General features: G+C 61.0%; 26 protein-coding genes and 1 pseudogene. 4 read left to right on the top strand and 23 right to left on the bottom strand.

All coding sequences use genetic code 11. The annotated features are described in order from the left end of the window. Positions 1-128: 128 nt before the first annotated feature. From DCC24_RS07385 to DCC24_RS07305, 17 genes and pseudogenes are all read right to left on the bottom strand, one after another. Positions 129-326: pseudogene (locus DCC24_RS07385) on the bottom strand (DDE-type integrase/transposase/recombinase); the annotation flags it as partial. A gap of 276 nt (positions 327-602) precedes the next feature. Then, positions 603-2,522, bottom strand: coding sequence for a M13 family metallopeptidase (locus tag DCC24_RS07380; protein ID WP_110099274.1), 1,920 nt, complete (start codon positions 2,520-2,522; stop codon positions 603-605). Further along, positions 2,515-3,405, bottom strand: a complete 891-nt coding sequence (gene panC / locus DCC24_RS07375) for a pantoate--beta-alanine ligase (RefSeq protein ID WP_110099273.1) — start codon at positions 3,403-3,405, stop codon at positions 2,515-2,517. The genes DCC24_RS07380 and panC overlap by 8 nt, the downstream gene beginning before the upstream one ends. A gap of 38 nt (positions 3,406-3,443) precedes the next feature. Next, entirely contained in the window at positions 3,444-4,886 is a 1,443-nt protein-coding gene (locus tag DCC24_RS07370) for an APC family permease (protein ID WP_110099272.1), read from the bottom strand. A gap of 98 nt (positions 4,887-4,984) precedes the next feature. Continuing rightward, on the bottom strand, positions 4,985-5,905 hold the full coding sequence (locus DCC24_RS07365; RefSeq protein WP_110099271.1) for a Rossmann-like and DUF2520 domain-containing protein: 921 nt from the start codon (positions 5,903-5,905) through the stop codon (positions 4,985-4,987). Beyond that, positions 5,902-7,416, bottom strand: a complete 1,515-nt coding sequence (locus DCC24_RS07360) for a PH domain-containing protein (protein WP_158524628.1) — start codon at positions 7,414-7,416, stop codon at positions 5,902-5,904. Before DCC24_RS07360 ends, DCC24_RS07365 begins: the two co-directional genes overlap by 4 nt. A 52-nt stretch (positions 7,417-7,468) precedes the next feature. Further along, the gene (locus DCC24_RS07355) at positions 7,469-8,236 is read right to left on the bottom strand and encodes a PH domain-containing protein (protein WP_110099269.1); all 768 of its coding nucleotides are present in this window, start codon (positions 8,234-8,236) and stop codon (positions 7,469-7,471) included. Positions 8,237-8,299: 63 nt separating this feature from the next. Beyond that, positions 8,300-8,806 (bottom strand): DUF3180 domain-containing protein, encoded by a 507-nt coding sequence (locus tag DCC24_RS07350; protein WP_110099268.1) that lies wholly within the window; start codon positions 8,804-8,806, stop codon positions 8,300-8,302. Then, positions 8,803-9,285, bottom strand: coding sequence for a 2-amino-4-hydroxy-6-hydroxymethyldihydropteridine diphosphokinase (gene folK, locus DCC24_RS07345; protein WP_110099267.1), 483 nt, complete (start codon positions 9,283-9,285; stop codon positions 8,803-8,805). Before folK ends, DCC24_RS07350 begins: the two co-directional genes overlap by 4 nt. Beyond that, entirely contained in the window at positions 9,273-9,665 is a 393-nt protein-coding gene (folB, locus tag DCC24_RS07340; RefSeq protein WP_110099266.1) for a dihydroneopterin aldolase, read from the bottom strand. The genes folK and folB overlap by 13 nt, the downstream gene beginning before the upstream one ends. Continuing rightward, positions 9,662-10,570 (bottom strand): dihydropteroate synthase, encoded by a 909-nt coding sequence (folP, locus tag DCC24_RS07335; protein ID WP_110099265.1) that lies wholly within the window; start codon positions 10,568-10,570, stop codon positions 9,662-9,664. Before folP ends, folB begins: the two co-directional genes overlap by 4 nt. Before the next feature lie 28 nt (positions 10,571-10,598). Continuing rightward, positions 10,599-11,159, bottom strand: a complete 561-nt coding sequence (gene folE / locus DCC24_RS07330; protein ID WP_110099264.1) for a GTP cyclohydrolase I FolE — start codon at positions 11,157-11,159, stop codon at positions 10,599-10,601. Further along, positions 11,159-13,186, bottom strand: a complete 2,028-nt coding sequence (gene ftsH / locus DCC24_RS07325; protein ID WP_199446247.1) for an ATP-dependent zinc metalloprotease FtsH — start codon at positions 13,184-13,186, stop codon at positions 11,159-11,161. Before ftsH ends, folE begins: the two co-directional genes overlap by 1 nt. Positions 13,187-13,316: 130 nt before the next feature. Further along, positions 13,317-13,868 carry a hypoxanthine phosphoribosyltransferase gene (gene hpt / locus DCC24_RS07320; RefSeq protein ID WP_110099263.1) on the bottom strand — a complete coding sequence of 184 codons (552 nt, stop codon included), beginning with the start codon at positions 13,866-13,868 and terminating at the stop codon, positions 13,317-13,319. Between the two features lies 1 nt (position 13,869). Next, complete coding sequence (tilS, locus tag DCC24_RS07315) at positions 13,870-14,961, bottom strand: tRNA lysidine(34) synthetase TilS (RefSeq protein ID WP_233492022.1); 1,092 nt, start codon at positions 14,959-14,961, stop codon at positions 13,870-13,872. After that, positions 14,958-15,935 (bottom strand): zinc-dependent metalloprotease, encoded by a 978-nt coding sequence (locus tag DCC24_RS07310; RefSeq protein WP_158524627.1) that lies wholly within the window; start codon positions 15,933-15,935, stop codon positions 14,958-14,960. The genes tilS and DCC24_RS07310 overlap by 4 nt, the downstream gene beginning before the upstream one ends. A gap of 37 nt (positions 15,936-15,972) precedes the next feature. Continuing rightward, positions 15,973-17,358: a D-alanyl-D-alanine carboxypeptidase/D-alanyl-D-alanine-endopeptidase gene (locus DCC24_RS07305; protein ID WP_110099261.1), complete on the bottom strand. Its 1,386-nt coding sequence runs from the start codon at positions 17,356-17,358 to the stop codon at positions 15,973-15,975. Between the two features lie 103 nt (positions 17,359-17,461). Between DCC24_RS07305 and DCC24_RS07300 the strand changes: the two genes are divergently transcribed. Beyond that, entirely contained in the window at positions 17,462-17,941 is a 480-nt protein-coding gene (locus tag DCC24_RS07300) for an inorganic diphosphatase (RefSeq protein WP_110099260.1), read from the top strand. Between the two features lie 177 nt (positions 17,942-18,118). Next, a complete protein-coding gene (locus tag DCC24_RS07295) occupies positions 18,119-18,781 on the top strand; it encodes a hypothetical protein (RefSeq protein ID WP_110099259.1) in 663 nt (220 codons plus the stop codon). Here DCC24_RS07295 and DCC24_RS07290 read toward each other — a convergent pair. Both DCC24_RS07290 and serS read right to left on the bottom strand, forming a co-directional pair. Further along, complete coding sequence (locus DCC24_RS07290) at positions 18,778-19,578, bottom strand: HAD family hydrolase (RefSeq protein WP_233492021.1); 801 nt, start codon at positions 19,576-19,578, stop codon at positions 18,778-18,780. The two genes, DCC24_RS07295 and DCC24_RS07290, sit on opposite strands and share 4 nt — an antisense overlap. A gap of 77 nt (positions 19,579-19,655) precedes the next feature. Further along, positions 19,656-20,939 (bottom strand): serine--tRNA ligase, encoded by a 1,284-nt coding sequence (gene serS / locus DCC24_RS07285; RefSeq protein WP_110099288.1) that lies wholly within the window; start codon positions 20,937-20,939, stop codon positions 19,656-19,658. Positions 20,940-21,004: 65 nt separating this feature from the next. Between serS and DCC24_RS07280 the strand changes: the two genes are divergently transcribed. Next, the gene (locus DCC24_RS07280) at positions 21,005-22,084 is read left to right on the top strand and encodes a diacylglycerol kinase family protein (protein WP_158524626.1); all 1,080 of its coding nucleotides are present in this window, start codon (positions 21,005-21,007) and stop codon (positions 22,082-22,084) included. Here the strand turns inward: DCC24_RS07280 and pheA are convergent. After that, positions 22,064-22,984: a prephenate dehydratase gene (gene pheA / locus DCC24_RS07275; RefSeq protein WP_110099257.1), complete on the bottom strand. Its 921-nt coding sequence runs from the start codon at positions 22,982-22,984 to the stop codon at positions 22,064-22,066. The two genes, DCC24_RS07280 and pheA, sit on opposite strands and share 21 nt — an antisense overlap. 6 nt (positions 22,985-22,990) lie before the next feature. Next, on the bottom strand, positions 22,991-23,317 hold the full coding sequence (locus tag DCC24_RS07270) for a rhodanese-like domain-containing protein (RefSeq protein WP_110099256.1): 327 nt from the start codon (positions 23,315-23,317) through the stop codon (positions 22,991-22,993). A gap of 44 nt (positions 23,318-23,361) precedes the next feature. Between DCC24_RS07270 and DCC24_RS07265 the strand changes: the two genes are divergently transcribed. Next, complete coding sequence (locus DCC24_RS07265; RefSeq protein WP_110099255.1) at positions 23,362-24,744, top strand: amidase; 1,383 nt, start codon at positions 23,362-23,364, stop codon at positions 24,742-24,744. Here DCC24_RS07265 and DCC24_RS07260 read toward each other — a convergent pair. Beyond that, positions 24,660-25,055 (bottom strand): hypothetical protein, encoded by a 396-nt coding sequence (locus DCC24_RS07260; protein ID WP_110099254.1) that lies wholly within the window; start codon positions 25,053-25,055, stop codon positions 24,660-24,662. The genes DCC24_RS07265 and DCC24_RS07260 overlap by 85 nt on opposite strands. Positions 25,056-25,057: 2 nt before the next feature. Further along, on the bottom strand, positions 25,058-26,452 hold the full coding sequence (locus tag DCC24_RS07255; RefSeq protein WP_233492020.1) for an aldehyde dehydrogenase family protein: 1,395 nt from the start codon (positions 26,450-26,452) through the stop codon (positions 25,058-25,060). Positions 26,453-26,631 lie beyond the last annotated feature (179 nt).

Below are 26,631 nucleotides of genomic sequence, written 5' to 3'. Positions count from 1 at the left end.
AAGGCGCCACTGGCCTTCAACTGCGCAACAACATCAGCCCCACCAGGCTGATCAACACGATCATCTGTCATGGTCATCATCATGTCCTCTCATCGATGACTCTGTACACAAACAATCTGACACCCTCACGAACCCCGATCCGCGTGCACCACCTTGGGAATCCCATAGACGCCAAACACGGTTTGCATAAATTCCTCCCCCAGACCAGCAGATTCGCGGGCATGAACGACACAGCCAACAATCATCCGAGAGAAGATATCCAGCATCACATAGGCGTCGTAGTAGATGCCCTTGACTGGGCCCGCCAACTTCGTGATGTCCCAGGTGATATGCCGACATCCGCCTATCTCGTGTTATGCCGAGGTGTGGGCTATGCCGATACCTGTGACAGATCGCCGGATTCATGCGGGTGTTGGGCAGAAACTATCGGCATAATCATTGGACCGTGTTGGACTTGTACTCCATTCATTTTGGAGATAAGGAGAGCCAATCATGGTGGTTATAGGAAAATCGAGCCGAGTACAGGTGTCCGGCCCGATGGAAGCATATGTTGCGGGTTTCGAAGCTGAGCTGAAGAGATTAGGATTCACTCATCTAGAGCACTACCAGATGCTCACGCGCTGGTCTTCGTCCAGCCACATCTGGTCACCGGGTTGCGTGCCGAAGGCACGGTGGAAGCTGTCGAGGTTTTTCGCCACCTGATTGCATCGGAACTCATTGGGTGAGTGGGGGTCGGCGCTGATCCGGGTGATCATCGATTCGGTCCGGGTCAGCTGCCGCCATACGGTGGCCCAGGCGGTGAAGAATTCTCGATCGATCTCTTCGGTGGTCTCACCCAGGTAGAGCTCTAACGCCTGGTGGGCGATCCCCAGTCCGCCCAGGTCGCCGATGTTTTCGCCCAGTGTCAGTTCGCCGTTGACATGGTAGTCGGGGGCTTCCGCGGGGCGTAGCTGGTTGTACTGATCGACCAGCTGGCGGGTGCGATCGTGGAAGGCTTCCCTATCGGCCTCGGTCCACCAGTCGTGCAGTGACCCGTCACCGGCGTAACGGGATCCCTGATCGTCAAATCCGTGGCCGATTTCGTGACCGATCACCGCACCAATGCCACCGAAGTTTTCGGCTGCCGAGGCCTGCGGGTCGAAGAACGGCGGTTGCAGGATGGCGGCGGGAAACACGATGGCGTTTTCCACCGGAGAGTAGTAGGCGTTGACCGTTTGCGGGGTCATGTGCCACTCCTCGGGGTCGGGTCCTTCCTCGATCTTGGCCAGGTCACGATCGAAGTGGAAGGCCGAGGCTGAACGCACCGAGCGCATCAGGTCGTCGTGGAAGACCTCCATGGCCGAGTAATCCTCCCACTTCACCGGGTAGCCGACCATCGGGTTGAACTGCTCAAGTTTTTCCAGAGCCCGCTGGCGAGTTTCGGAGCTCATCCAGTCCAGGGAGCTAATGGAGTTGCGGTAGGCCTTCAGCAGGGTGGCCACCAACTCGTCGATGGCTTCTTTATGACCGGCCGGGAAGTGTTTGGCCACATACAGCTGGGCGACATCTTCACCCACGGCACCGTTGACGAAGGAGACCGCACGCTTCCACCGGGCCTTGACCTCTTGGGTGCCGGCCAGCTTCCGGCCGTAGAAATCGAAGTCTTCATTCACCAGGTCGTCACTCAAATACGGCGCCGAAGAAGAGATGACTTGGAATTGGAGCCACAGTTTCCAGGTGTCCAGTGGCTCATCGTGGAGGAGCTGGTTGATGCCGGTGAGAAAGTCCGGTTGCCAGGCCACCACTTCGGAGAAGTCATCGGCACCCAGGGCGGCCAGATAGGTGTTGGCCAGTCCGAAAACCTCGGTCAGATCCTCCCGGGTGAGCAGGTTGTAACGTTTCACCGCATCGCGCACGGCCACCACATCCCAGTGGTAGCCGGCGATCTTTTTCTCCAGATCGACCACGGCCGCGGCTGCGTCGCCGGTTTGGAGGTTGTCTCCCCCGATTCCGGTCAGGGAGAACATCGCGGCAATGTGGTCCTGATAAGCCTGCAGGATCTCGGCGAATTTCTCATCGCGGTAATAGGACTCATCGGGAAGGCCGATCCCGCCCTGGATCAGGTGGAGCAACATCCGTTGCGGGTCCCCGGCGTCCTGCATCGACCCGGCCGCGATCAGCCCCGAGATGCCCTGGCGCTGCAGCTGGGCCGAGAGGGCCACAAACTCTTCGGGGGTGGAGACGTTTTCGATCTGGCCCAGTTCGCCGGCAATGGGTTCCAGCCCCCGGGCTTCAATGGCGTCGGTATCCATAAACGCCCGGTACAGCGCGGCGATGCGGGCGGTGGGTTGATCGGCGGGGAACCGGGTGGCACTGGTGTCCAGCTCGGCGTCTTTCAGGATCTCGTGCACGGCCTCTTCGGCCTCGTCGCGCAGTTCCATAAAGGCCCCGTAGGCACCCTGGTCGGCAGGGATCTCGTGGGTGTTCAGCCACGCACCATTGACGTGGCGGTAGAGGTCTTGGCGGGCGGATATCTCAGTCACGGGGTCTCCTTTGCGGGGGTTCTAACATCATGTTGTCGATCAAGCGCACCGGTGGCACCCAGGCGGCCACCAGGGCCAGGGCCGGGGTGGCCAGGGGTGCGGAGAGGTCTTCGAGGGGTTGTAGCGTGGCCGGGTCAACGACCTCGAGGTAGTCGAGGGTGACCTGTTCCTCGGCAGCCACTAACTCACGAGCGCGGTCTAGATCCAGGGGGTGACCAGCTTCGGCTTGCTCGCGCAAAAAATTCAGTCCCTGGGAGAGTCCGCGAGCGCGTTGGCGACCGGATTCATCCAGGCGTTGGTTGCGCGAGGACAGCGCCAACCCGGAGGGCGCCCGCACCAGATCCACGGGCACGATCTCGACCGGGATATTTAGTTCCTCGGACATCCGGGTGAGAATCGCTAGTTGTTGGGCGTCTTTGCGACCGAAATAGCTACGGAAGGCGGTGCCGGGCTCGGGGCGGAGGATATTCCACAGTTTGGTCACCACGGTGCAGACGCCGTCGAAGTGTCCCGGTCGGGAGGCACCTTCGAAAATCCGTCCCATCTCTCCGGCTGAGACGCTGACCATCGGTGGCAGGATCGGATACATCTCCTCCACCGACGGCGCAAACATCACATCGGCCCCGTAGCGGGTGACCAGTTCAGCGTCACCGGCTAGATCGCGGGGATAGTTCTGGTAGTCTTCATCCCGGTCAAACTGCAATGGGTTGACGAAGTTCGAGACCACTACCAGCTCGTTCTCGGCCCGGGCGCGTTCGAGCAAGGCTCCGTGGCCATCGTGCAACGCGCCCATAGTGGGCACCAGACCCACCGAGGCCACGCCGGTGATGGCGGCGCGAGCCTGGTCAATAGTCTTCACAACAGTGACACTCACGCCTACCATGCTAGTCGCGATTGAGATCGAGGTGTTCCAGCATGGACCTACCGGCTTGTGCGGTCACGGGCCAAGCTGACCAATTCAGCTTCAGCATTCGGGCCGGGTTTGATCCCTCCGGGTACTCGGACGAAGAAGACGAGACCGATCACCCACCAGATACCGAAGATCAGCCACGGTTGCCAGTCCAGTGCCGAGGGCATGCCAGGCAAGTAGACGGTGAACAGCGCGCCGGTGAGCACGATGGAGGTCCACCCAATGACTTCGCCTTTCCAGCCACGGCCGATGTTCAATGGCCGGTCCATGGTGGGTTCTTTCCTCCTTAAAGCCACGAAAATCACAGATACGAAGAAATAGGCGATGATGATTGAGGGCCCACCCGAGTCGACCAACCAGTTCAGCATGATTTCCCCGAAGAATGGCGCCAGGAGCGACAGTCCGCCAATAAAATACAATGCATTGGCGGGCGTCTGGTACTTCGGGTGCAACTTCCCAAACCACGCCGGCAGCATCCCTGTGCGCGATAGCGAGTACACCAAGCGTGAAGCACCCATCAGCAGCGAATTCCACGAGGTGAGGATTCCGGCGATACCTCCGGCGATCAGAATATTGGCCAGTATCTGGGAATTGAACAGGGTGCCAAAGGCGTCAGCGACGGCGATGTCTGCATGAACAAGATCGTTAACGTTCATGGCTGAGGAGGTGGTCAAGACCACCATGGCATACCACGCCGTTGCCATCAGCACGGAAATCACGACGAGCCAACCGATGCGCCGAGGTGGCACATTAACTTCTTCGGCGGTCTGCGGGATGACATCAAAGCCGATGAAAAGAAATGGCATCGCGATCAGAACTGCAAATATCCCTGCAATTCCAGGCGTAAATAGTGGTTCCATGTTTTCGGCAGATCCACGGGTGACCGACCCGAAGATCATCAGCACGCCCACGGCAATCAGAAAGATCACCGTGAAGTTCTGGGCGATAGAAGCCGGTTTAACTCCTCGCACGTTCAACCAGGTAATGATGATCGCAGCGACAACCCCTAGTAGCGCCCATGATAGATGTACTTTGTCACCGGCGACGTCCCACAAAGGAATCTGAGAGATCTCTGGGATTATATATGCGACGGTCCGGGGAAAGGCGACGGCTTCAAAGGCGACTACGGTCACATATCCTCCGGCAAGCGCCCAGGAAGCGATGAATGCCCAACGTGGACCTAGCGCACGCAAGGCATAATTGTGGATCCCACCGGCTTTAGGCATTGCGCTGGTTAGTTCAGAGTAGACAAGACCTACCACAGCCATAATGGCGCCACCGACCAGCACTGCGATGATGGCGCCCACGGTGCCGGCTTCGTTGATCCAGTCACCGGTCAGCACCACCCACCCGAAGCCGATCATGGCGCCGAAGCCCAGGGCTAACGCGTCAAGATTGGTCAGAGTTTTTGCCAGCGATACATCACCGGTTCGTTGCGAGCCCGATCCGGACATCATGCCTCTTTCAGATAAACAGCCTCCATGCTAATAGTGACCTATATTACACAGTTGCTCGAATATGTGTGACCGCATTCATATATTGAACGTCCTAGCTACCCCAAGATCTGCTGCAGTGCGGTGAAGGTCTCGGTGCTAATGGCCCCACGGGCGTGGGCACGGCGGGCAGTGGCCAGTGACAGTGAACGGTAGCTGGCCAGCACCTCAGCGAGCTCGGGGTGGGCTTCGGCGACGGCGCTCAGGGCGTTCACGTGGTCGGCTACGGTGCCCACGTCACCGCGGGCGACCGGGCCGGTGAGCGCCTGATCGCCAGAGCTCAGCGCATTATCCAGACTGGCGTTCATCAGTTGCCCCAGGACCGCCGAGGTGTCCTCGATGCCGATGGATTCCAGGATCTGGGCGGCTTCGGCGGTGAGGGTCACCAAGTGGTTGGAGGCGTGGGAGAGCGCGGCGTGGTAGGTGGCCCGGTGCTGTTCAGGCACCACCACCGGGGTGCCACCGAGTTCGGTCACCAAGGCTTGGGCAATCGGCAGGGTAATGGGATCGGCGGTGATGCCGAAGGCCGTGCGGTGCAGTCGGGCCAGATCCAGGCTGAGTCCGGTGAAGGTCATCGCCGGGTGGATCGCCATCGGGATCGCGCCCTGGCTTCTGATCGGCTCGAGGACCGCTAAGCCGTGACGGCCGGAGGTGTGGACCATCAGGTGTCCGGTTTGCACGTGGCCGGCGGTGACCAGCCCGGCGACCAGCTCCCCTAGCACGTCGTCGGGGACGGCCAAGAGCACCATTTCGGAACGGCGCAGAATATCGGGAATATCGAGGATGGGAACCTCGGGCAACAGTGATTCGGCGCGGGTTCGGGAGGCGTCGGAGACGGCGTGTACGCCGGTGATGGCATGGCCGAGGTCGCGCAGGGCTGTCCCGAGCACCGCACCGACTTTTCCGGCGCTGATCACCCCGATGCCGAGTCGGCCCGGTGCGCCCGCGCTGATCCCTGAGGCTGGCTCGTCGACGGTCACTGAGCGTTCTCCAGGGTTTTCTCGGCTTGGTCGGTGGCGTTGTCGAACCGTTGCAGTTCGGTGTCATCCATCCACCGGTCGCGGTCGGAGTAGCGTCGGGCGATGGCGGCCACGGATTCTTCGAAGTGGGCCAATTGCACCCCGACGGCCAGGTCCATATGCTTTAGGCCGACATCCACCGGCCCGGAGGCGGTCGGGAAGGAAACGGAGACCAGCGAGCACCACCGGGCGCGGATGCCCTGAGCCAGCGAGATGGACTGGATGCGGTCGTGCGGTAGCAGCGTGAGCGCGCGGTTGAATCGTCCGGAGCGAAGCAACAGCAGGGACGGGGTGATCGCGAAACCGTGCCGACGGAACTGGAAGGGCATCAGCCACCAGGAGCGGCGGGGCGCGTTGATGAAACCGCCACGGTTGCCCTTGGAGTCTTTCAAGCCCGCGATCACGACCTGGTCCATTCGATCAACACCGGGGTCCGGGGCCAGGATGGACAGTACCCGGAACACATCGTCCAGACTGCCGACCGGCAGCACCGTGGATTTGACCGAATCACCCGCGGCTAAACCGTAGCCGGCGATATTGATTTTCAACTCGTACCAGCCAAAGATGCGCCACAGTAGAGGTTGCCGGATCCCGACGGCATGCACACGCCCGGGAGGCACGGTCTGGTTGACGGTCTGGACCAGACCGTAGGTGATCTTCAGGCCGTTGACACCGCGCCACACCGTGTAGCCGTAGTAGGTGATGGCCGGAGCGATGCCACCGACCGCGGCGATAAACACGGACAGTGGCAGCAGACTGATCCCGATGACGGTAATGATCCCCAAGATCGCGGGGTCGGTACCGAAGATCACCAGCGCGACAATCATGGCGAGCGCATAGAGGACCACGACCGCGAGGGGGAAGACCAGCGATGCCATGAGCGACGATCCGAAGAGCCTAACGGTGCTGATCCGTAGCATCGGTACCAGATGTTCGTCGTCCAGCATCGGTGCCACCGGTTGACCGGGGTCTGCTGGTTGTCCGCTAGAGGGCTGTGCGGAAGGACTCGAGCCATGCTGGGCGCCAGAGGCTTTGCGCAGAATTTCAGAACGGAGTTGAGTGGCCTCGTCGTTCTTAATGAATTGCAGGGTCAGAGCCGTGGCATCACCATCGGCAGCCTCCACGGTCAACTCGGCCAGCCCGAAAATCCGCGCCAACAATGGTCGACGAATTTCGACAGCTTGAATGCGGTCGAGCCGCATTCGCCGGCGGGAGACAAAAAGCCACCCCTTGACTCGTTCTACCGCGTCATCGGTAATCCGAAACTTGTGGAACCGCCAGGACAGGTACGGGAAGATGATCAAGGCGGCGATCGCCAGCACGATGATCCCCAGGATGATGAATACACCACCCTCCATGTCGCCAACCGCCTGCAGGAACGTCAACATCTGCAAGCCGAGATTGACGATGATGAAGAAGAAAACCACCAGGATAATCGATCCGGCCGAGGCGATCGGTGTCAACGGGTGCATGCGACACCATGGTGGCTCGGCCCCCGACTGGTGCTGTTGCGACATGGCTACCTCACAATCCAGCCAGGCGGGCCTGGCCACGGGCGGTGAGTTCTTCGCGCAGTCGTTCTGCTTCCTCCAGGGGAACCCCCTCAAGGACGGAGCTCGAGGCCGCGGTGGTCAGGGTCAGGTCGCAAATGTTGAAGTGGCGTTGCAGTGGTCCACTGTTGATGTCCACGTACTGCAGGCGACCGTAGGGGACCGCCATCACCCGACGAATCCATAGTCCGCGCTTGGTCACCACATCGTCCTCACGTTCGGCGTAGCCAATGGCCCGCACCTGACGTGGGATCAGGAAAAACTTGACGATATAGAAGATCAGTACGCCGGCGGGAAGGACCCAGAACAGTGCGAACCAAGACCCGACGTCCTCGAATTCAGCGAGGACAAAGGTCGCCACCACCGCCATGGTCCCGGTAATCGCCAACCAGGCCAGCAGGGAAAAGATCGAGTGGATGTAGCGAACCGTGATCAGCTTGGATGAGACGGGAGTGAAGTCCACCCCGAAATCGAGTTTTTTCTGCCCGGATCGGTCAGCCCGGTCGGGGTCCGAGAATCTCGGTGGTGGGGATTGGGCGAGAACGTGAGCCACCGAGGATTTGGGCGCTTGGGCTACCGGCTGTTTTCGCGCAGGCGCGGGCTGCTGGCGCTGATCGTCGGGCGGGGGCGACGACTGGCCCCCAGGCCGGGGTGGGTACTGTTGGTAGTGTTCGGGCGAGGATGGCGGTGGCGTTTTCGGCCGTTGCGGTGGACGGGGCGGATACTGCTGACGATCAGCCATACTGGTCCGTTCTTTCCGTTCGGTTCTTGTCCGGTGGGTGCTTGCGGTCTAAGGGGGACAACATCAGGGCAGGTTACGACCGGCTTGAGGTAACCCGGGCGACCTCGGCGGAGGATCGGACCGGTCATCCGATTCATCATCGGGCGGAATCTTACACCATTGCTCGACGACGAGGCCGATCACCGTCACCGCTGCACCGGTGACCACCATCATCATGGCATCTACCGTGGTTTGAGAGCCAATACCGGCCGCGGGGATCCGATCGATGAGAATCCCGATGTGCCATCCAGCGATCACCATTCCGGTGTAGGCGGTGGCTTGGGCGAGCACCACAGTTCGGGCCGCTGCCAGCGGATTCATCCGGGCCGCCGGGGGTTTCTTCCGATCGCGCAACACGCGGATCCCGAGCACCATCAATAACGCCGCCACAGCGGTCAGGGTGATCACCGCGGCAATACCCAGCACCGGCACCGGTAGTCGGTAGGCGGTGGTGAGCAGAGTGCCGATCCAGCCGATCGCGGCAGCGATGACCAGGGTCAGCACCAATAGGCCGGGCCGGGTGGTCTTCATAGACGGTGCACCTCATCGGCATCGGTAGCAGCTTGGATCAGCTCGGTGATCGGTGTGCCATCCAGCGTGGCGTCGGGGTCGATCCAGCTCCAGGGCACCAGCACGAATCCGCGTTCGTGCGCGCGCGGGTGCGGTAGCGTCAGCTGAGGATCAGCGCGGTGTTGCTGATCGTAATCGATGACGTCAACGTCCAGGGTCCGTGGGCCCCAACGCACCTCGCGCCGGCGATGGGCGCGCGCTTCCAGATCGTGGCCAAAGGCCAATAACTCCTCGGCACTCAGTGTGGTGGTGATGATGAGGGTTTGGTTGAGAAAGTCGGGTTGTTCCACCGATCCGACCGGTGTGGTGCGCGCCAGTGGTGAGGCCTGCACCGTCAAGATCTGGGGATGGCCCTTCAGAGCCACGACGGCCTCAGCTAGCTGTCGCCGTGGATCGTGGAGGTTAGCCCCGAGCGAGAGCACCGCGGTTACTGGTTCCATGCCCGTCCACGCTCGATAGTGACGCTCACATCGGCAAAATCCGCCGGCACTGGAGCTTGCGGCTTGTGCACCGTGATCTTGACGTGTTCCACCAGTGGCTGTTCTTCCAGCAAGGTGCTGGCAATCTGCACACCGAGCGTTTCGATCAGGTCATAGGCCTGTCCGGAGATCAGTCGCTGGATCGTGGTGGCCACCTCGGCGTAGTCCACCGTGTAGTTGACCTCGTCGTAGGTGGCGGCCACCGACACATCCAGACTCAGCTCGGCGTCGACGATGAAAACCTGTCCGGCCTGTTTTTCAGAGTCCAAAACCCCGTGAAAACCGCGGCCACGCACCCCGGTGAGGGTGATCAGATCGTCGTGGTGTTTGTCTTCGCTCATCGAGCATCCGCCCAGGCGGTGGCGACCTTCACGGCGTCCAGATTAGTGGGCACATCGTGGACCCGCACCGCCCAGATCTTGCGCTGGGCGACCAAGGCCGTCACGGCGGCGGTGGCAATATCGCGCTCATCCACCGGACGTGGTTCGCCGTGGCGGTTAGCCAGTACAGTGCCCAAGAACCGTTTGCGGGAGGCGCCAACCAACACCGGATAACCCAGTTGCTCTATGGCCTCCAGCTGGCCCAAGAGCTCCCAGTTGTGCGCGCCCAGCTTGGCGAAGCCTAAGCCCGGATCGACGATCAGCTGGTCGTGGGAGACCCCGGCGTTGGTGAAGGCCTCGATGATCTGGCCCAACTCGGCCACGACCTCGGCAGTCAGGTCCTCATACTTTGCTGCATCGTCCATGGTGGTGGCATCCCCACGGTTGTGGGTGAGGATGTACTTGGCCCCGGTTTCGGCGATCAGGTGTGGCATCTCGGGATCGAAGTTCAGTCCGGAGACGTCGTTGATGATGATCTCGCCGTAGTCCATGGCCGCCCGCGCGGTGGCGGCGTGGCGAGTATCGACCGAGACCAGCACGCCGGCCTTGATCAGTGCCTCCACAACCGGCAGAATGCGCTGCTGTTCCTCCTCGGCGGAGACCTCTTGGCGCCCCGGCGCGGTGGATTCGCCACCGACGTCAACCAGGTCGGCACCGGCGTAGTGCATGCGCAACCCGTGATCGATCGCCGACTCCACGGAGAAGTGTTCGCCCCCATCGGAGAAGGAATTATCGGTCACGTTCAGAATTCCCATGACCAGGGTGCGGGAGGTGTCCAACTCGGAGAACGTGGCGCGGTGAACCTTGCGCACCACGCTGAGCGGTCCGGTGGAAGGCCCGGTTCCGGGCACGGCTGCCATACTCATGTTCGTCCTTTCAACGGTCTGCCGGTGGTTACTTTCGCAAGATCAAGCTCATGGCTTCGGAGCGAGTGGAAGCATCGCGCAATTGTCCGCGCACCGCTGAGGTGACGGTCATGGCTCCGGGGGATTTTACGCCCCGCATCGACATGCACAAATGCTCTGCTTCTACTACCACAATAGCCCCGCGCGGGTGCAGATGAGTCATCAGCGCTTCAACCAGCTGATCGGTCAGGCGTTCTTGGACCTGCGGGCGCCGGGCGTAAACATTGACCAGCCGGGCCAGCTTGGACAAACCGGTCACTTTGCCCGATTCCGAGGGGATATAACCGATATGGGCCTGACCGTGGAAGGGCAACAGGTGGTGTTCACAGGTGGAGTAGAAGGCGATGTCCTTGACCAGCACCATCTCGTCGTGGACCAGGTCGAAGGTCTTTTCCAGCACCTCGCCAGGTTCTTGGCCCAGTCCTCCGAACATTTCGGCGTAGCTACGTGCCACGCGCGCCGGGGTTTCCCGTAGCCCGTCGCGGTCGGGATCTTCGCCGATAGCTTCTAGGATCTCACGCACGGCGGCTTCAATGCGTGGCAGGTCCATTAGCACCCCTGCGGACTCTCGCCGGGGCTGTCATTCGGCAATCCGTCGCCAGGTTGGACCAACGGGTTGAGGGTATCGGAGTGCCGTTCCGGATCCTCACCGGCTTGTCGAGCGGCCTTCTTTTCGGCCTCAGTCTGGACCGGTGGAATATCGGAGACCGGACGATCTTCATTGAACAGCCACAGCGGACGCGGGTCGCGTTTGCGCACCGGTGCGAAGATTTCGTCCAACTCGGCTCGGTTCAGGGTCTCCCGGCTGAGCAACTGGGACGCTAACTCATCGAGCACGTCCCGGTTTTCGGTCAGAATCCAGTGGGCCTCGGCGTGTGCATTGTCTAATAGGCCACGGACCTCCTCATCAACCACCGAGGCCAGCTCATCGGAGTAATTGCGGTTGGGCTCTTGTTGGGCGTAGGCATCCTGGTTGGCCGAGCCCAGCTTCACAGTCCCGATCTTGGCCGACATGCCGTAGTCGGTGACCATTTTACGCGCGGTTTCGGTGGCCTTCTCAATGTCATTGGAGGCACCGGTGGAGGGGTCGTGGAAAATAATCTCTTCGGCCACCCGTCCACCCATGGCATAGGCCAGCTGGTCGAGTAGCTCGTTGCGGGTGACCGAGTACTTATCTTCTTCCGGGATCACCATGGTGTAGCCCAGCGCTTTTCCGCGCGGAAGGATGGTGACCTTAGTGACCGGGGCTGAGTTGCGCAATCCGGCCGCCACCAGCGCGTGCCCGCCCTCGTGGTAAGCGGTGACTTTGCGCTCGTGTTCTTTCATCAACCGGGTGCGTCGTTGCGGACCGGCCATCACGCGATCGACGGCCTCATCCAACGCGCGGTTGTCGATCAACTGCGCGTTAGAGCGGGCGGTGAGTAGCGCGGCCTCATTGAGCACATTGGCCAGATCCGCACCCGAGAAACCCGGGGTTTTCTGAGCCAGGGTCTTCAAGTCCACGTCGTCGGTCATCGGCTTGCCTTGGGCGTGGACGGTCAGGATCTTCAGCCGGCCTTCCAGATCGGGGGCCTCGATGGGAATCTGACGGTCGAAACGACCCGGACGCAACAACGCCTGGTCCAAGACGTCAGGACGGTTGGTCGCAGCGATCAGGATGACGTTGGTGTTGGCGTCGAAACCGTCCATTTCCACCAGTAGCTGATTCAGGGTCTGTTCGCGTTCGTCATTACCGCCACCGATACCGGCGCCACGGTGACGACCCACCGCATCGATCTCGTCGATAAAGACAATCGCCGGGGCGTGATTCTTGGCCTGTTCGAAGAGATCGCGCACGCGGGAGGCACCGACACCGACGAACATTTCCACGAAGTCCGAACCCGAAATCGAGTAGAACGGCGCTTCGGCCTCGCCGGCCACGGCCTTGGCAACCAGGGTTTTACCGGTCCCGGGAGGACCGTAGAGGAGTACACCCTTCGGAATCTTGGCACCCACCGCCTGGAACTTCGCTGGCTCGGTGAGGAATTCTTTGATCTCGTACAGCTCGTCGACTGCCTCGTCGATACCGGCGACGTCTTTGAAGGTCACCTGTGGCATGTCCTTGTCGACCATCTTGGCCTTGGACTTACCGAACTGCATGATCTTGCCGCCACCACCCTGCATGCGGGAGAGAATGAACCAGAACAACAGGGCAATAATGATGAACGGGATCAAGAAGCCCAACATGGACAGGAACCAGTTATTTTGCACCGGTTCGTCGGTGTAGTCCTCCACGTTGGACTCGGCAATGGTGTCCATGACCGTTTCAGCGCGGTCGGTGGAGTAAAAGAAGTAGACGTCAGTGCCGACGTCCTGACCTTCGTGCTCGTAGTTGTCACGCAGGGTCAGATCCACGCGGTGGTCGTTATCGGAGACTTTGGCTTGCTCTGCTTTATCGTCTTTGAGTAGCTGCACACCTTCGGAGGTATCCAGCTGGGTTTGGGTTCCAGAGGTCAGCACTGGAACCACGATTAACAGCATCAGCACAGCGAGCACGATCCAAATGATCGGGCCCTTGAAAATCTTTTTGACGTTCACTCAGTCTCCTTACCCCCGCGCGCAGAACGCGTACTCGCCCTAGCATATCGGCAACGTCAACTTGGGGTGGAGTTTGGTTGACACGCTTTCGCAACAAGTGGACAGCGACGCCAGGGGAATGACAGTCCCCTTAGGAGTACACGTGCGGAGCCAGCGTAGCCACCAGCTCGAGGTTGCGGTATTTCTCCGCGTAATCGAGCCCGTAGCCGACGACGAATTCATTGGGGATATCGGCGCCGACGTATTTAACGTCGATGTCGACCTTCAATGCATCCGGCTTGCGCAACAACGTGCAGATCTCCACCGACGCAGGGCCACGAGATTCCAGATTGGTGCGCAACCACGACAAGGTCAGCCCCGAGTCGATAATGTCTTCCACGATCAGCACGTGCCGACCCATCAGGTCGGTTTCCAGGTCCTTCAGGATTCGGACCACACCGGAAGATTTGGTGCCCGACCCATAGGAAGACACCGCCATGAAGTCCAGGGTGACGTGGGAGGTCATGGCTCGAGACAGGTCGGCCATCACCATAATCGCGCCCTTAAGTACGCCGACCATCAGCACGTCTTTATCGTGATAGTCCTCGTCGATCTGGGCTGCCAACCGCGCCACGGTGTCGCGCAATTGCTGTTTGTCCAGTAAGACGTGCAGGAGGTCATCCTCGATGTCTTCTACTTTCATCTCAACTCCGTGACGAGGGGACAGTGAACAGTTCTAGTGTGTCATATTCGCCGGGGTTTTGGCCTGGGTTCCGGCGCGCGGCCACCCCGCCTGCCAGCTGAATAGGCCCGGCCGAGGAACCTGGACGCGCCCGGGCTAGCTCCATCACCGCCAGCGTGCGCTCTCGAGACGGCCGTGTGCCGCCCAGTTCGGTGACCGCCTTGCCGATGACCCGGTGCCCCAGCGCGGCGGGAAGGTCTCGGACGGCCTGCAGTTCAAAGCGGATGGTTGCCTTGTGTCTCTGGGCCAGCATTCGGTAGCGCCGGTGTGCCTCAGCGTCCAAATACTCGGCGTCTTCGGCAGCAATGGCTGCGGTGGCCAGGAGCCCGGATCGCACCGTGGGACCCAGCTGTTCCAGCCCGGGTAGCACCTGGTGGCGGATCCGGGCACGTAGGATCCGCGGATCGGTGTTCATCGGATCCTGCCACGGCTCGATTCCTGCCCAGTGACAGATCTGTTCGGTCTCAGCCCGGGAAATCCCTAAGAAAGGGCGCACCACATGCAACGGGTGGTGTAACTCACCATAGGTGGTGGTTTCGGCGATACCGGCCAGCGAGCGCGGACCGGACCCGCGCACCAGGCCCAACAGGACTTGTTCGGCCTGATCATCGGCGGTGTGTCCCAGTGCCACAGCCTGGGCCCCGGTGGTGTGAGCACCCTGGGCAAAGGCTTCCAGGCGCCCCGCCCGAGCGGTGGCTTCCAGTCCCCCGGTTCCGGTTTCCGGCAGATCAAGGGCACGGGTGATCACTGGCTCGAGCCCGAGTCTGGTCGCGATCGTCGCCACCGCGGCAGCGACCTCGGCAGTGCCTGACTGAAGCTGGTGGTCGAGGCTGATCACCCCAAACCGTCGGGTGTGGTCTGCTCTGGTCTGGCACAGCGTCGCGACGACGAGTAAGGCCATGGAGTCGGCCCCACCCGAAACTCCCAGCAGCGTCAGTGACTGGGGACGGGTGAGTCGTTGCAATTGCGCCAGCCCTCGATGCAACGGTTCTGGCCACCGGCGGGCGGGCGGAAACGCGCCGGTCAACTGCGGCCGGGTCTGCCAGTGGTTCACAGGGCCTCAGTGCGGGCAATCCAGGCCGTAGCGTCGTGCAGTTCCGCCTCGGTGGGCATGTAGCGGGCGTCCGTGAATACGCGGTTGAATCCATCCATCCCGATCTGCGCGACCACCGCCTGCACGAATTGTTGACCGTTTCGATATTGCGCGGCTTTCGCGTCCATGCCAATGAGTTTGCGGAACAGGGCACCCAGCGGACCACCGGGCGGTTTGCGGTCGTTGAACCGGCGCCGAATGGTGTGCTTGGTGGGGACCAGACTGGTCGAGACGGCATCCATGACCACATTGGCGTGGCCTTCCAACAACGACATCACACCGTTGACCGTCGACATCTGCGCTTTGATGGCATCTCGGCCATTCAGGGCCTGATCGGGGTCGGTCATCATCACCAGCAATGAGGTGACGGCCTGTTGTAAGTACTCAGCCAGCCAGGGTGCTGCGGCAAATTGCACGCGGTGGGTTTGTTCGTGCAGGCACACCCAGAGGCGGAAGTCCACCGGATCGAGGTCGAGCTCGCCTCGGATCATCGCGGTATTCGGGGCCACCAACGCCAGCCGACCTCCCCCGGCCGGCCCGGGAACGAAGGGGTCATACTGACCCAGAATCCGGGTGGAGAGATAACCCAGCACGGTGCCGAGCTGCACCGAGGCGGTGGCCCGCGAGGCACCGGCAAAGATTCGGGAGGTGTAGAGCGGATTGCGAGCTTGGACGGCTTCGAACCCGGGACGGGTCATCTCCACCAGCCCGGTTGCCGTGGAGCGGGCCCAACCGGGGCGGTCCAACACCAGCACCTGCGAGTCATCCAGACCGCGCGCCACGTCCAACCCGGTGAGCTGTTGCACGGTCTCCACCGAGGCCGTAGCAGCCGCATGTAACCCGGCGACTTCGGCCCGGGCTTGCCGGGGTGAGACGCGCACTCCGGGCCTGGCAGTGGTGCGCGCGGTGGTCGCCGCCAGGTCTACGTCGATCATCTCCATAAGACCATCACAGCACACTCAGCTGAAAGAATCAGCAACCACAACTGGTCAGCGCGGTAGTCAGCTGGTCCAGATCGCTCCGGGCATCCAGGATGCCTCCACCGCCGATGTCTTGCGGCGAGATCAGCACAAAGTACACTGGCCGGCCATCTTGCGTGGTCGTGATTCCCGACAGGGTCACCGAGGCCGCTAGCGTCCCGGTTTTGGCCCGCACGGTGCCCGCGGTGGGCCGCTCGTCCATGCGGGTGGCCAACGTCCCGTCGGATCCGGCCACGGGTAGCCCCTCATCAATCGGGCTCAGTTCCGGGGTGGTCAGGATCGTTTCGACGATCTCCACCAGATCCGAGGCGGTGGTGAGATTATGTGACGACAGCCCGGAGGCATCAGCGATGGTGGTGTTGCTCAGACCGTGTTCGTCGACGGTCTCGGTGATCATCTGTTGGACACCGGTCACGTTGGGTTCAAAACCGCTGGCCATGGCAGCTTGCCGGGCCAAGACTTCCATGATTTGGTTATCGGATTCTTTGATGCCGTAGGCGAGTTGTTCGGCTACGGTGGCCGATTCCGCGCTGGCCAGTTCCTCACCGTCCACGGTCTCGGTGGTCACCGATTGATCGGCCAGGGTGACGGTGAGATCGGAGTCTTCTGGCAGCGCCTCGTCGAGGTGTTGCTGGAAGGTGCTGGCCACAAAACCAGCCGGATCGTGAACGCGATCGGTCCCGGAAGACTTGTGGGCCCGGGCACCGAAGGTGGCAATTGGGGTGACCTGGGAGATATTGCCCGAGGTCACCATGCCCTCTTCTTCCCAATCCGGGTGAAGCTGTTGATAGTCGGCCACCTCGACGGCTACCGTGTACTCCCCAGTGGCTTCTCGTGCCTCCAGAGCAGCCAAGGTGTCCTCGGCGAGGGTTTTCAACCCGGCTCGTCCCGCAACAGCCCGGTCATCCGAGTCCTCCACTCCCATCAGCGCGTCACCGCCGGCGTGGATGGTCAGCTGATGATCCGTAACGCTCACGGTGGTGGTGAAACGGTGTGCGGGGTCCAGGTGATCCAAAATGGCCACACCGCTGATGAGTTTCAGGGACGAGGCCGGCGTTCGGATGTCATCGGCGTGCCGGCTGTAGAGCTCGTCGCCGGTGTAGCCATCCACCACCATCATGGCGATGTCTGCTGAGCCGGTGCCGCCCAGCTGAGATTCCAACGCCTGCGGGTGGATGGCTGAGGTCTCCTCGACCTGTTGGAGATAGTCGGTGAAGGCTACCTCGGCGTGGTTCATCGTCTTTTGTGCGATGGTCAGTTTCGGAGCGCTCAATGCCGGGGTGGGAGTGATCAGGAGCCCGGAGGCCACCGCAACTGTGGTCAGGAAAGCCAACGGGGCCAGCGCGAAACCGCCCAACGCGAAAGATAATTTGGACATGCACGCTCCCCCGTTTTCTGTGGGCAGTAAAGTTTGATAAGCAGGAGATGAACCCGATTCCGGGTCATTGGACCTCTAGTAGTTTATAGGAGAACTCAGCGCCATGAACCACGATGTGACCGTCGAAATCCCCTCCGGTTCCCGGGTGAAATACGAGATCGATCATCAGACCGGTCGAATCCATTTGGACCGGTTGCTGTTCACCTCGATGCAGTACCCGACTCACTACGGCTATTTTGAAAACACCTTGGGCGAGGACGGCGATCCGCTGGACGCGTTGATCTATCTGCCCGATGTGGACTTGGTTCCCGGCGTGGTGGTCGAAGCCCGGCCGATCGGTATGTTCTCGATGACCGATGACGGCGGCGGCGACGATAAACTGTTGTGCGTCGTCGATGATCCACGCTTCGAGCACATTCAGGACATCAATGACGTCAGTGAGTGGCTGAAGTCAGAGATCGAGCACTTCTTCACCCACTACAAAGACCTGGAGCCAGGCAAGTGGGTCAAGGCTGATGGCTGGAAGGGCCGTGACGAAGCAGAGGCAGAATTGAAGGCCTCCATCGAGCGTTACCACGGTTAATCACCTCACGCCGAACGGTTCTTCCGACACAGCTTAAGAAGCCTCCCCCGTCAGAAAAAAAATGTTTATACTCTGGAGTTACCACTTATTGATGGTTTTCCAGAAGGATTTACCTCAATAAAGGTTCCAGCATTTATTTTTTGAACTTCCGGCTCTTAAAACAAGAACGGACCACACATGTACGTTGTATCGATCGCCGACCGACCGCGGGGCTCCGCCTCCTCGCACCTGGATTTGTTGGCTGAACGTGTGCGAAATCACACGCCCGCAGATCAGCCCGAGATGATCGTGATACAGCGAGACTCCGAACGCTTAACCACACTGTTGACCGATACCGACGCTGTGATTGACACGGCCTTGCACGCATTGCGCCTGGGTCAGCTCAGCGTCGGTATCGGGATTGGTCGTCTCGATTCCTCCGATCAAGAACACCTCGCCGGGCCAGGCCTGGATGCCTCCCGGCAGGCACTACTGGCGGCAGCCAAGCAGGGCCAGATCGCCCCGGTGCGAGTCCACGTCGCCCAGCCCAGCCTGAATTTCGACTCAGCTCGGTTTGCCGAGCATGCCCAGTCGGTCTTACAACTATTGGGGCACACCATTTCCCGGCGCTCCGTGGCCGAATGGGCCGTGATTGACATGATGACCCCGGGAATGCGAGGCCAGCAACGCGATGTTGCCGAGGCTCTGGGCATCACGGTGCAGGCTGTCTCGCAGGCGATTAAGCGCTCACTGTTTAAGAGTGAACACCAGGTGCGGGCAGCCATCGCCGCTCACCTAGAGGCCAGCTACGATCACCTCTACGATCACCACGCGCTGGCCGAGCACGGTCACCGGGTTTAGAGTAACGACTCCAAGACCAACGCCAGCCCGTCATCATTGACGTGTTCGGTGACTTCATTCGCGATCCGTTTGACCCGCTCGGGTGCCTGCCCCATGGCCACGCCGCGCTGCGCCCAGGCCAGCATCTCGGTGTCGTTGTACCCATCTCCGACAGCCACCGTCCGATCTTGGTCGATGCCCAGCTTCTCCCGGAGCGCTTCCAGACCGGAGGCTTTGGAGATGCCGGCGGCTGCCACATCCAACCAGGCGTTATAGCCCACCGAGTAGGCCACCGAGGTCAAGCCGATGGACTCGACAGCTTCACCAAATTCTTCGACCGAGGAGTCCTGAGAAAACACGACGAGACGCACCGCGGTGGCCTCACACAGTTCTTGGAAGCTCACGCCTCGGGCGCGGACACCAAAACTAAAGTCTTGGAACCGCTCAGTGGACAGAAACGCACCGGATTCGGTTTCGATCGCGAATTTGGCCGAGGGGATCCGGCGCTTGACTTGTCCCAACACCGGGGCAGGGTCGAACGTCTGCCGGTCAATGACCTGGTAGCCACGGTCAAACTCGGAGCCTAGCTGAAGGGTGACCCCACCGTTGGAGCACACCGAAAATCCGTCCGTGAGTCCAATGTTTTCAATAACCGGCAGAGTCGCGCCAAGAGATCGTCCCGTTGCGATCATCACGTGATGTCCGCGTGCGATCACCGCCTGCGCGGCCTCGCGGACTCGAGGAGACATATGCCCGTCGTGGTCGACCAACGTTCCATCAACATCCAGGCATACCATCTTCGCATCGGATTCGATCATGGATCCAGCTAACCATACCTTTCAAACTGCGGGTAAACAGCTGGAAACCAGCCCCGCCCGAGGGTTCAGGGCGCGGATTAGTCCGCAGCCAGCACCGGCAGTACGTCCAGGCCTAAATAGGGGCGCAACGCTTCGGGAACCGTCACTGAGCCGTCAGCGTTCTGGTGGTTCTCCAGGATGGCGACCAGCCAGCGCGTGGTAGCCAGGGTGCCATTAAGGGTGGCTGCTGTCTGCGTACCGGCCTTATTGCCCTCATCGTCAAACAACCGGTGCCGAACATTGAGTCGCCGGGCCTGATAGGTTGTGCAATTCGAGGTCGAAGTCAGCTCGCGGTAGGTCCCTTGGGTAGGGACCCAGGCTTCACAGTCGAATTTGCGGGCCGCCGAAGTGCCCAAATCGCCGGCAGCGGTATCGATGATGCGGTAGGGCACCTGGATTTTAGCCATCATCTCACGTTCCCAGTCCAGCAGGCGCTGGTGCTCCTCAGCGGCCTGATCCGGGGTGGTGTAAACGAACATTTCCAGTTTGTTGAACTGGTGAACCCGGATAATACCGCGGGTGTCCTTACCGGCGGCCCCGGCTTCGCGACGGTAGCAGGTCGACCATCCGGCGAAACGACGTGGCCCTGCGGACAGATCCAGAATCTCATCCCCGTAGTATCCGGCCAGCGACACTTCGGAGGTACCCACCAGGTAGAGGTCGTCGCGCTCCAACCGGTAAATCTCATCGTCGTGTTCAACGTCGAAACCGGTACCGTTCATGGTTTCGGGACGCACCAGAGTGGGAGTAATAATCGGGGTGAATCCTGCCTGAATCGCCTGGTCCAGTCCCATCTGCATCAGCGCAATTTCCAACCGGGCACCCACGCCGGTCAAGAAGTAGAACCGGGACCCCGAGACCTTGGCTCCCCGTTCCATATCGATCGCACCAATCAGCTCACCGATCTGCAAGTGATCTTTCGGCTCGAAGTCGAACTCGCGCGGGGTACCGACGGTCTCCAGGACCGCGAAGTTCTCTTCACCGCCGGAGGGGATACCCTCGCTAATCAGATTCGGGAAGACCGTGACGAGCCGGTTGAGCTGTTCGTCAGCGTCATTGGCGGCAGCTTCGGCCTGCTTGACCTGGGCTGCTAGTGATTTGACCTCATCGAGTAGGCGTTGCTTTTCCTCCCCGTGAGCGCCGGCGACTTTTTTACCGAACGCTTTTTGTTCAGCCCGCAACGACTCGAACCGTTGCAGAGCGTCTCGACGGTTTTGATCGGCAGCCAGGATGTCATCCACCAGGGATTGCTGGTCACCGCGAGCGCGCTGCGACGCTTTGTACAGATCGGGGTTCTCGGTGAGGTGTTTGACGTCAATCACGCTCACCAGGCTACCGTATTCTCGACGATGACCATGAGCCCTGCTCACCCCGTAGTATGGGCTTTATGCGACCAGCTCAGATCATCACCAGCATTGCCCTGGGCGTTGGGGCCATTGCACCGTTGGGGTGGGCCCTGAAATTGCGCAAGGATCTCCATGAGCGTGAGGAACACATCACCGCCCTCCTGAATCAATTGCAACGGGTGTACGAGCTACCGGAGGTCTCCACGGCGCTGCAAGTGCCCGGCCATATCGGAGTGGTGATGAATCCTCATAAGGAGGAGCTGGTCGAGGTGCTGGCAGCCGTACGTCATGCCGCCTACCTGTTAGGTGTGGAATCGGTCGAGCATTACCCCACCCAAGAAGACGACCCGGGCGTCCAGGCCAGCCGGGACGCCCTGAACGACGGCGCGTCCCTGGTCATCGCGGCCGGCGGTGACGGGACGGTGCGAGCGGTGGCCGAGGCGCTCGTGGACACTGAGGCCGATCTGGGCATTATCCCCGTGGGCACCGGAAACTTGCTGGCCCGGAATCTCAATCTGCCCTATAACGACATCGAACGGTGCGTCGGCCTGGCGTTGCAAGGCACCACTCGCGCGATCGACACGATCGACCTGACCGTGGAACGCACCGACGAATCGGTGCTGACCTCCACCTTCGTGGTGATCGCCGGGGCCGGCATCGACGCTGAGATCATGTCCGATACCCGTGACGGCATCAAACAGGCCGCCGGCTGGCTGGCCTATGGAGAGGCCGGGATGCGTAAGCTCCCGGGCAAACGCAAACCCATCTGGGTCTCGATTGATGATCAACCCGCCCGTCGATCCAAAGTACGCTCGGTGATGATTGCCAACTGTGGCATGCTCCAAGGTGGCATCCGCATGGTGCCACACGCCAGTATCTACGACGGGTTACTCGACGTAATGCTCCTGGCCCCGCGCAACCTATGGGACTGGGCCCGGGTGGCGCTGAACGCGATCTCCAAAAATCACGCGCCCTTGCGCGCCGTGGACACCATGCAGGGTCAAAAATGTGTGATCGAGTTGGCCGAGCCCATGATTTCCCAACAAGACGGCGACGCCACCGGCACCGCGCGCCGGATCACCGCCACGGTCAATCCCGGCTCATTGCGCGTCCGGTGCTAACAGCTGACGCACCCAGGCCTGACCTCGTTGATACGCCTCATCGCTGAAGTGCTCATCGATCTGGTAGTGGCGCCGATCCGCCCGCGGATATGATCCCAAGAATGTGATCTGCGGAAACATCCGGTACAGCGCAGCCAAACTGGCCCCCACGCGCTGATCGGCCAGGTGCCCCTCCAGGTCGATCGAGAAAAAGTACTGGCCCAACCCGGCCCCGGTGGGGCGGGACTCGATCCGGGAGAGGTTGATCCCGCGGGCGGAAAACTGTTCCAGAATCTGCATCAACGCACCCGGACGATCTTGTGGCAGTGGCACCACCAGCGTGGTTTTATCCGATCCGGTGGGCTTTCCCGGGCTACCCGGGCCGGAGACCACCACGAATCGAGTGACTGCACCCGGGGTGTCCTCAATGGCCGAGGCCAACACGTGCAGTCCTAGTTCCTGCGCCAAATGCGGGGCACACACCCCGGCCTGTCCGGGGTGTAGCGCCCGAGCTCCGGCCGCGGTGGACCCGGCCGGCACAAATTCCGCGTGCGGGATGGTCTGCTCAGCCCAGCCCCGCACCTGCGCCCAGGCGTGGGAGTGGGTGGTGACCTCCTGGACTGCTGACAGCTCGCGGGCGTCAGGGCTGACCAGTACGAAGGTGATCGGCACCAACACTTCACGGTAGATCTGCAAGGAACCGGCCGCGATCGAGTCCAGGGTGGCGCTGACCCCGCCCTCCACGGAGTTTTCGATCGGTACGACCGCGGCATCAACCTCGCCGCGGCGCACCATACTCAGGGCACTCATCACCGAACCGGCCGCCACGGCCTGATCGTCGTCGGTGATCACTTGCCGCAACGCGGCCTCGGTAAATGTGCCTTCCGGCCCCAGGAAGGCATAACGCTGTGCTGCGGTCATCGCTGGTTATTTCACCTGCGGTTCGGCATCGCCATCGGCTTCCATCGGCTTACCGGCTTCGAACCACGCGCCGTTACCCCCAGCGACATTGAAGGCCGTGTACCCCTGGGACTCCAGGTATTCGGCCGCCTTCGCCGACCGGCCCCCGGTCCGGCAGATCACGTAATAATCCTCGTCGGGGTCCAGCTGCTCCAAACGGACGGGTAGATCGCCCAGCGGTACGTGGATCGCACCGACCGGTCGCCCCACCTGGAATTCATAGTCCTCGCGCACGTCCAGGATGGTGGCATCATCGGGAACATCGTTGACACTAACGGTTTCGAAAAGACTCATGATCCTAGCCTACTGAGACGGCGGGATTCGTTACAGTAAGAGTCATGAACCATCTTTCCGCCGTGGAACTTCGCGATCAGTTGAGCGCATCAGCCGTCAGCGCCACCGAGGTGACCAAGTACTACCTGGAACAGATTCGCTCCCGCCCCGAACTGGGCGCGTTGAGCCACGTGAATGAAGACCTAGCCCGTGAACGTGCGGCCGCCCTCGACGAGCTACCGGTCGATCACCGCGCCGCCCTGCACGGGATCCCAACTGCCTTCAAGGACCTGGTGCGCGTGGCCGGAATGCCCACCCGGTTTGGCTCCCGGGTCTTTGCCGATGCCGTGTCCGAACCCAGCAATGACCCCTCAGCGGAGCTACTGACCGAAGCTGGCACCGTGCAAGTGGGCAAAACCACCGTCCCGGAGTTCGGGCTCTCGACGTATTCGGAGAACCTGATCGATCCCCCGGCGCGTAACCCTCGCGATATGGAAACCACCCCGACCGGATCCTCTGGCGGGGCCGCCGCTGCGGTGGCTGCCGGACTGTTGCCCCTGGCCCCCGGGACCGACGGCGGTGGTTCGATCCGCATCCCGGCCGCGGCCACCGGACTGGTCGGCCTGAAGCCCGGCCGTGGCACACTCAGCTGCGATGATCAGCGCGAGACGGTTACCAATCTCAGTGTCACCGGCCCGCTGGCACGTACCGCCGCCGATGCGGCACTACTGATGGATGCGTTCATGGATCCCACCTCCGTAGCACCGGGCCGGTACTTGCATGCCGTCCAGCAGGGTGCTGAAGGCCTAGCCCCGATGACGATCGGCGTGACGACCGCCTCCCCCTTCCACCCGGATCTGCAGATCTCCTTGGCCCGAGGCGCGGTCGAAGCCCTGACCCAAGCGGCCAGCATGCTCACCCAAGATCAGCACCTGGTCACCGAGCTGGATCTGATTTACTTTCCGGGCTACCACGAGAACTTCCAGATTGTGTGGACCTCCGGGCTACACCGGGCGCCGATGCCCACCACCGAAGGCCTGGACGATTTGGCCGAGTACTTCTTAACCAGTACCGCCAACCTCAGCGCCGACCAGGTTGCCGAGGCCGAAGGCAACCTGACCCAGTGGGCCCAGGACACCCGGGCTGAACTAGGACAAACCGATATTGTGCTCACCCCGGTGTTGGCCTTCCAGCCACCGAAAATTGGCGCTTTCCGCGAGCTGGACCCGCAGGCCAACTACGACTATCAGTGCCGGTTTACGCCCTATACCTCGATGATCAACGTCATGGGGCTGCCGGCCATTTCTATTCCGGTCACTGACCAGTGGTCTGTCCAGGCCATTGGTCGGCCCGGAACCGAAGCTCAGCTTTTGGCCCTGGCTGCCAGGATGGAGGTGCTCAACCCGAGCAACGCCACCAAGAATAAGCAACCCGACGAGGAACGTTGATCACCCTGGTGGGCTGAGGACCGATCTGCCTCCGTCTCCGAGCCCTGTGTCGGGGTATTGGCAATCACCGGATAATCCCCGGCCAGGGTTTCCTGCGGTGAACCATCACCCCACGGACCGGCCAGTGGTTGCTCCGCGTACGGGTTATCACCGAACGGGCTAGGTGTTTCCGCTATCTCGTCGTGAGCCTCATCCCACCTCGGCAGGCCCCGTTCGGCGGGCTGAGTCGGATCGTCGAGCCATTCGTTCGGCTCGGCGTCATGATCCTCCGGCTCTTCCGGCTGCTGGGAGGGGTACCACGACTTCGCCATGACTACAACACCCGCTTGGTGAGCTGTTTCTTCGCCCACCCGTAAGGCGGGTAGACCGCCTTGAGGGTATCGAGCTGATCGGTCTTGGACACCTCAGCCCGAAAATGCGTGAAGGTATCGAAACCGTATTTGCCGTGATAATTACCGATCCCCGAAGGACCCACACCGCCAAAAGGCAACCCCGGCACCGAGATCTGCAACAACGGTGCATCAAAACCCATCGACCCAGCAATCACCCGCTCTTCAAATTCCCGACGCACCCGAGCCCGATCGGTGAACAGATAGGCCGCCAACGGATGCGGACGCTCACCAATGAATGCCATAGCCTCATCGATATCCTTCACCGTCACAATGGGCAGAATCGGACCGAAGATCTCCTCGGCCATCACCGCGGTGTCCGGTGCAACGCGAGAGATCACCGTCGGCGCCAGATAACGCTCCTCGATCGCATATCCACCACCAGTAATCAGCTCCGCTCCCGCATCGAGAGTCTGCTGTAACATCTCAACCAATCGCTGAGTGTGTTCCGGAGAGATCAAACGACCATAATCCAACGAACTTTCCGGGCTGGACTCATAAAACTCGTCGATAACGTCAGGCAGTTCCGCTTCCAGCTTGTCCCGCATCTGATCACCCACAGCCAGCACATAGTCCGGAGCCACACAAGTTTGACCGGCATTGACGAACTTCCCCCAAGCCAGCCGTTTAGCAATGGTCGCCACCGGACCGTCGGAGACCACCGCCGGAGATTTACCACCCAGCTCCAGAGTCACCGGAGTTAGCTGTTGAGCGGCCGCCTCGTACACGATCCGTCCCACGCGCTCACCACCGGTATAAAAAATATGATCCCATTTCTCTGCCAACAGTGCCTGCACCACCTCGGCGCCACCCTGCACAACCGCTACCGCGGAAGGATCCACGTATTCGGGAATCAACCGGGCCAGCACGTCCGCGGTCGCCGGGGCCTTTTCGGAGGGCTTGAGCACCGCCGTGTTACCGGCCGAGACCGCGGCCACCAAGGGTGCCAACACGAGCTGGACGGGGTAGTTCCAGGGACCAATAATCAGCACCTGTCCCTTGGGTCGCGGTCGAATCGTGCCGGTGGCCGGTTGATACGCCAGCGGCATCCGCACCGATTCTGGCTCCATCCAATCACTGACGTGCAGAATTGCGTGGTCGACCTCATTTTTGATCACCGAAATCTCGGTCACCGTGGATTCAAAGGGCGCTTTGCCCAGATCGTGATACAGGGCTTGTTGCAGCTCCTGAGTGTGGTCGCGCACCAACGCTTTGATGCCTTTGAGCTGATCCAACCGGAACCGTCGACTATAGGCACGGCGAGAAGCAGTCACCTCTCGCATCTGACCCACCAGGGCCTGAACTTCCGAAACCTTCATGGCGCCCATCCTATCCATTAACCCTGTGAGATGACCGGAATCGGTGGAGAAATCGTTGAGTCACAACCGGTCACGACACATCGTCATGATTGTGATTGACATCACAGGAACGCCCTGGGTACGATCTTCTTTAACTTGACATCAAGTTCATGTTTATGACGTCATTCACGCCCGGCGTG

The sequence above is a fragment of the Auritidibacter sp. NML100628 genome (genome assembly GCF_003185985.1).
In the GTDB taxonomy this organism is placed as follows: domain Bacteria; phylum Actinomycetota; class Actinomycetes; order Actinomycetales; family Micrococcaceae; genus Auritidibacter; species Auritidibacter ignavus.
This window is presented reverse-complemented; position numbering and strand designations above follow the sequence as displayed.

Coding starts and splice junctions, on each gene's coding strand:
- panC (WP_110099273.1), bottom strand. CDS start 3,405: ATGGTAGGCGTGAGTGTCACTGTTGTGAAGACTATTGACCAGGCTCGC.
- DCC24_RS07370 (WP_110099272.1), bottom strand. CDS start 4,886: ATGTCCGGATCGGGCTCGCAACGAACCGGTGATGTATCGCTGGCAAAA.
- DCC24_RS07360 (WP_158524628.1), bottom strand. CDS start 7,416: ATGCACCCGTTGACACCGATCGCCTCGGCCGGATCGATTATCCTGGTG.
- DCC24_RS07355 (WP_110099269.1), bottom strand. CDS start 8,236: ATGGCTGATCGTCAGCAGTATCCGCCCCGTCCACCGCAACGGCCGAAA.
- DCC24_RS07350 (WP_110099268.1), bottom strand. CDS start 8,806: ATGAAGACCACCCGGCCCGGCCTATTGGTGCTGACCCTGGTCATCGCT.
- folK (WP_110099267.1), bottom strand. CDS start 9,285: ATGGAACCAGTAACCGCGGTGCTCTCGCTCGGGGCTAACCTCCACGAT.
- folB (WP_110099266.1), bottom strand. CDS start 9,665: ATGAGCGAAGACAAACACCACGACGATCTGATCACCCTCACCGGGGTG.
- folP (WP_110099265.1), bottom strand. CDS start 10,570: ATGAGTATGGCAGCCGTGCCCGGAACCGGGCCTTCCACCGGACCGCTC.
- folE (WP_110099264.1), bottom strand. CDS start 11,159: ATGGACCTGCCACGCATTGAAGCCGCCGTGCGTGAGATCCTAGAAGCT.
- hpt (WP_110099263.1), bottom strand. CDS start 13,868: ATGAAAGTAGAAGACATCGAGGATGACCTCCTGCACGTCTTACTGGAC.
- DCC24_RS07310 (WP_158524627.1), bottom strand. CDS start 15,935: ATGATCGACGTAGACCTGGCGGCGACCACCGCGCGCACCACTGCCAGG.
- DCC24_RS07305 (WP_110099261.1), bottom strand. CDS start 17,358: ATGTCCAAATTATCTTTCGCGTTGGGCGGTTTCGCGCTGGCCCCGTTG.
- DCC24_RS07300 (WP_110099260.1), top strand. CDS start 17,462: ATGAACCACGATGTGACCGTCGAAATCCCCTCCGGTTCCCGGGTGAAA.
- DCC24_RS07295 (WP_110099259.1), top strand. CDS start 18,119: ATGTACGTTGTATCGATCGCCGACCGACCGCGGGGCTCCGCCTCCTCG.
- DCC24_RS07290 (WP_233492021.1), bottom strand. CDS start 19,578: ATGATCGAATCCGATGCGAAGATGGTATGCCTGGATGTTGATGGAACG.
- DCC24_RS07280 (WP_158524626.1), top strand. CDS start 21,005: ATGCGACCAGCTCAGATCATCACCAGCATTGCCCTGGGCGTTGGGGCC.
- pheA (WP_110099257.1), bottom strand. CDS start 22,984: ATGACCGCAGCACAGCGTTATGCCTTCCTGGGGCCGGAAGGCACATTT.
- DCC24_RS07270 (WP_110099256.1), bottom strand. CDS start 23,317: ATGAGTCTTTTCGAAACCGTTAGTGTCAACGATGTTCCCGATGATGCC.
- DCC24_RS07265 (WP_110099255.1), top strand. CDS start 23,362: ATGAACCATCTTTCCGCCGTGGAACTTCGCGATCAGTTGAGCGCATCA.
- DCC24_RS07260 (WP_110099254.1), bottom strand. CDS start 25,055: ATGGCGAAGTCGTGGTACCCCTCCCAGCAGCCGGAAGAGCCGGAGGAT.
- DCC24_RS07255 (WP_233492020.1), bottom strand. CDS start 26,452: ATGAAGGTTTCGGAAGTTCAGGCCCTGGTGGGTCAGATGCGAGAGGTG.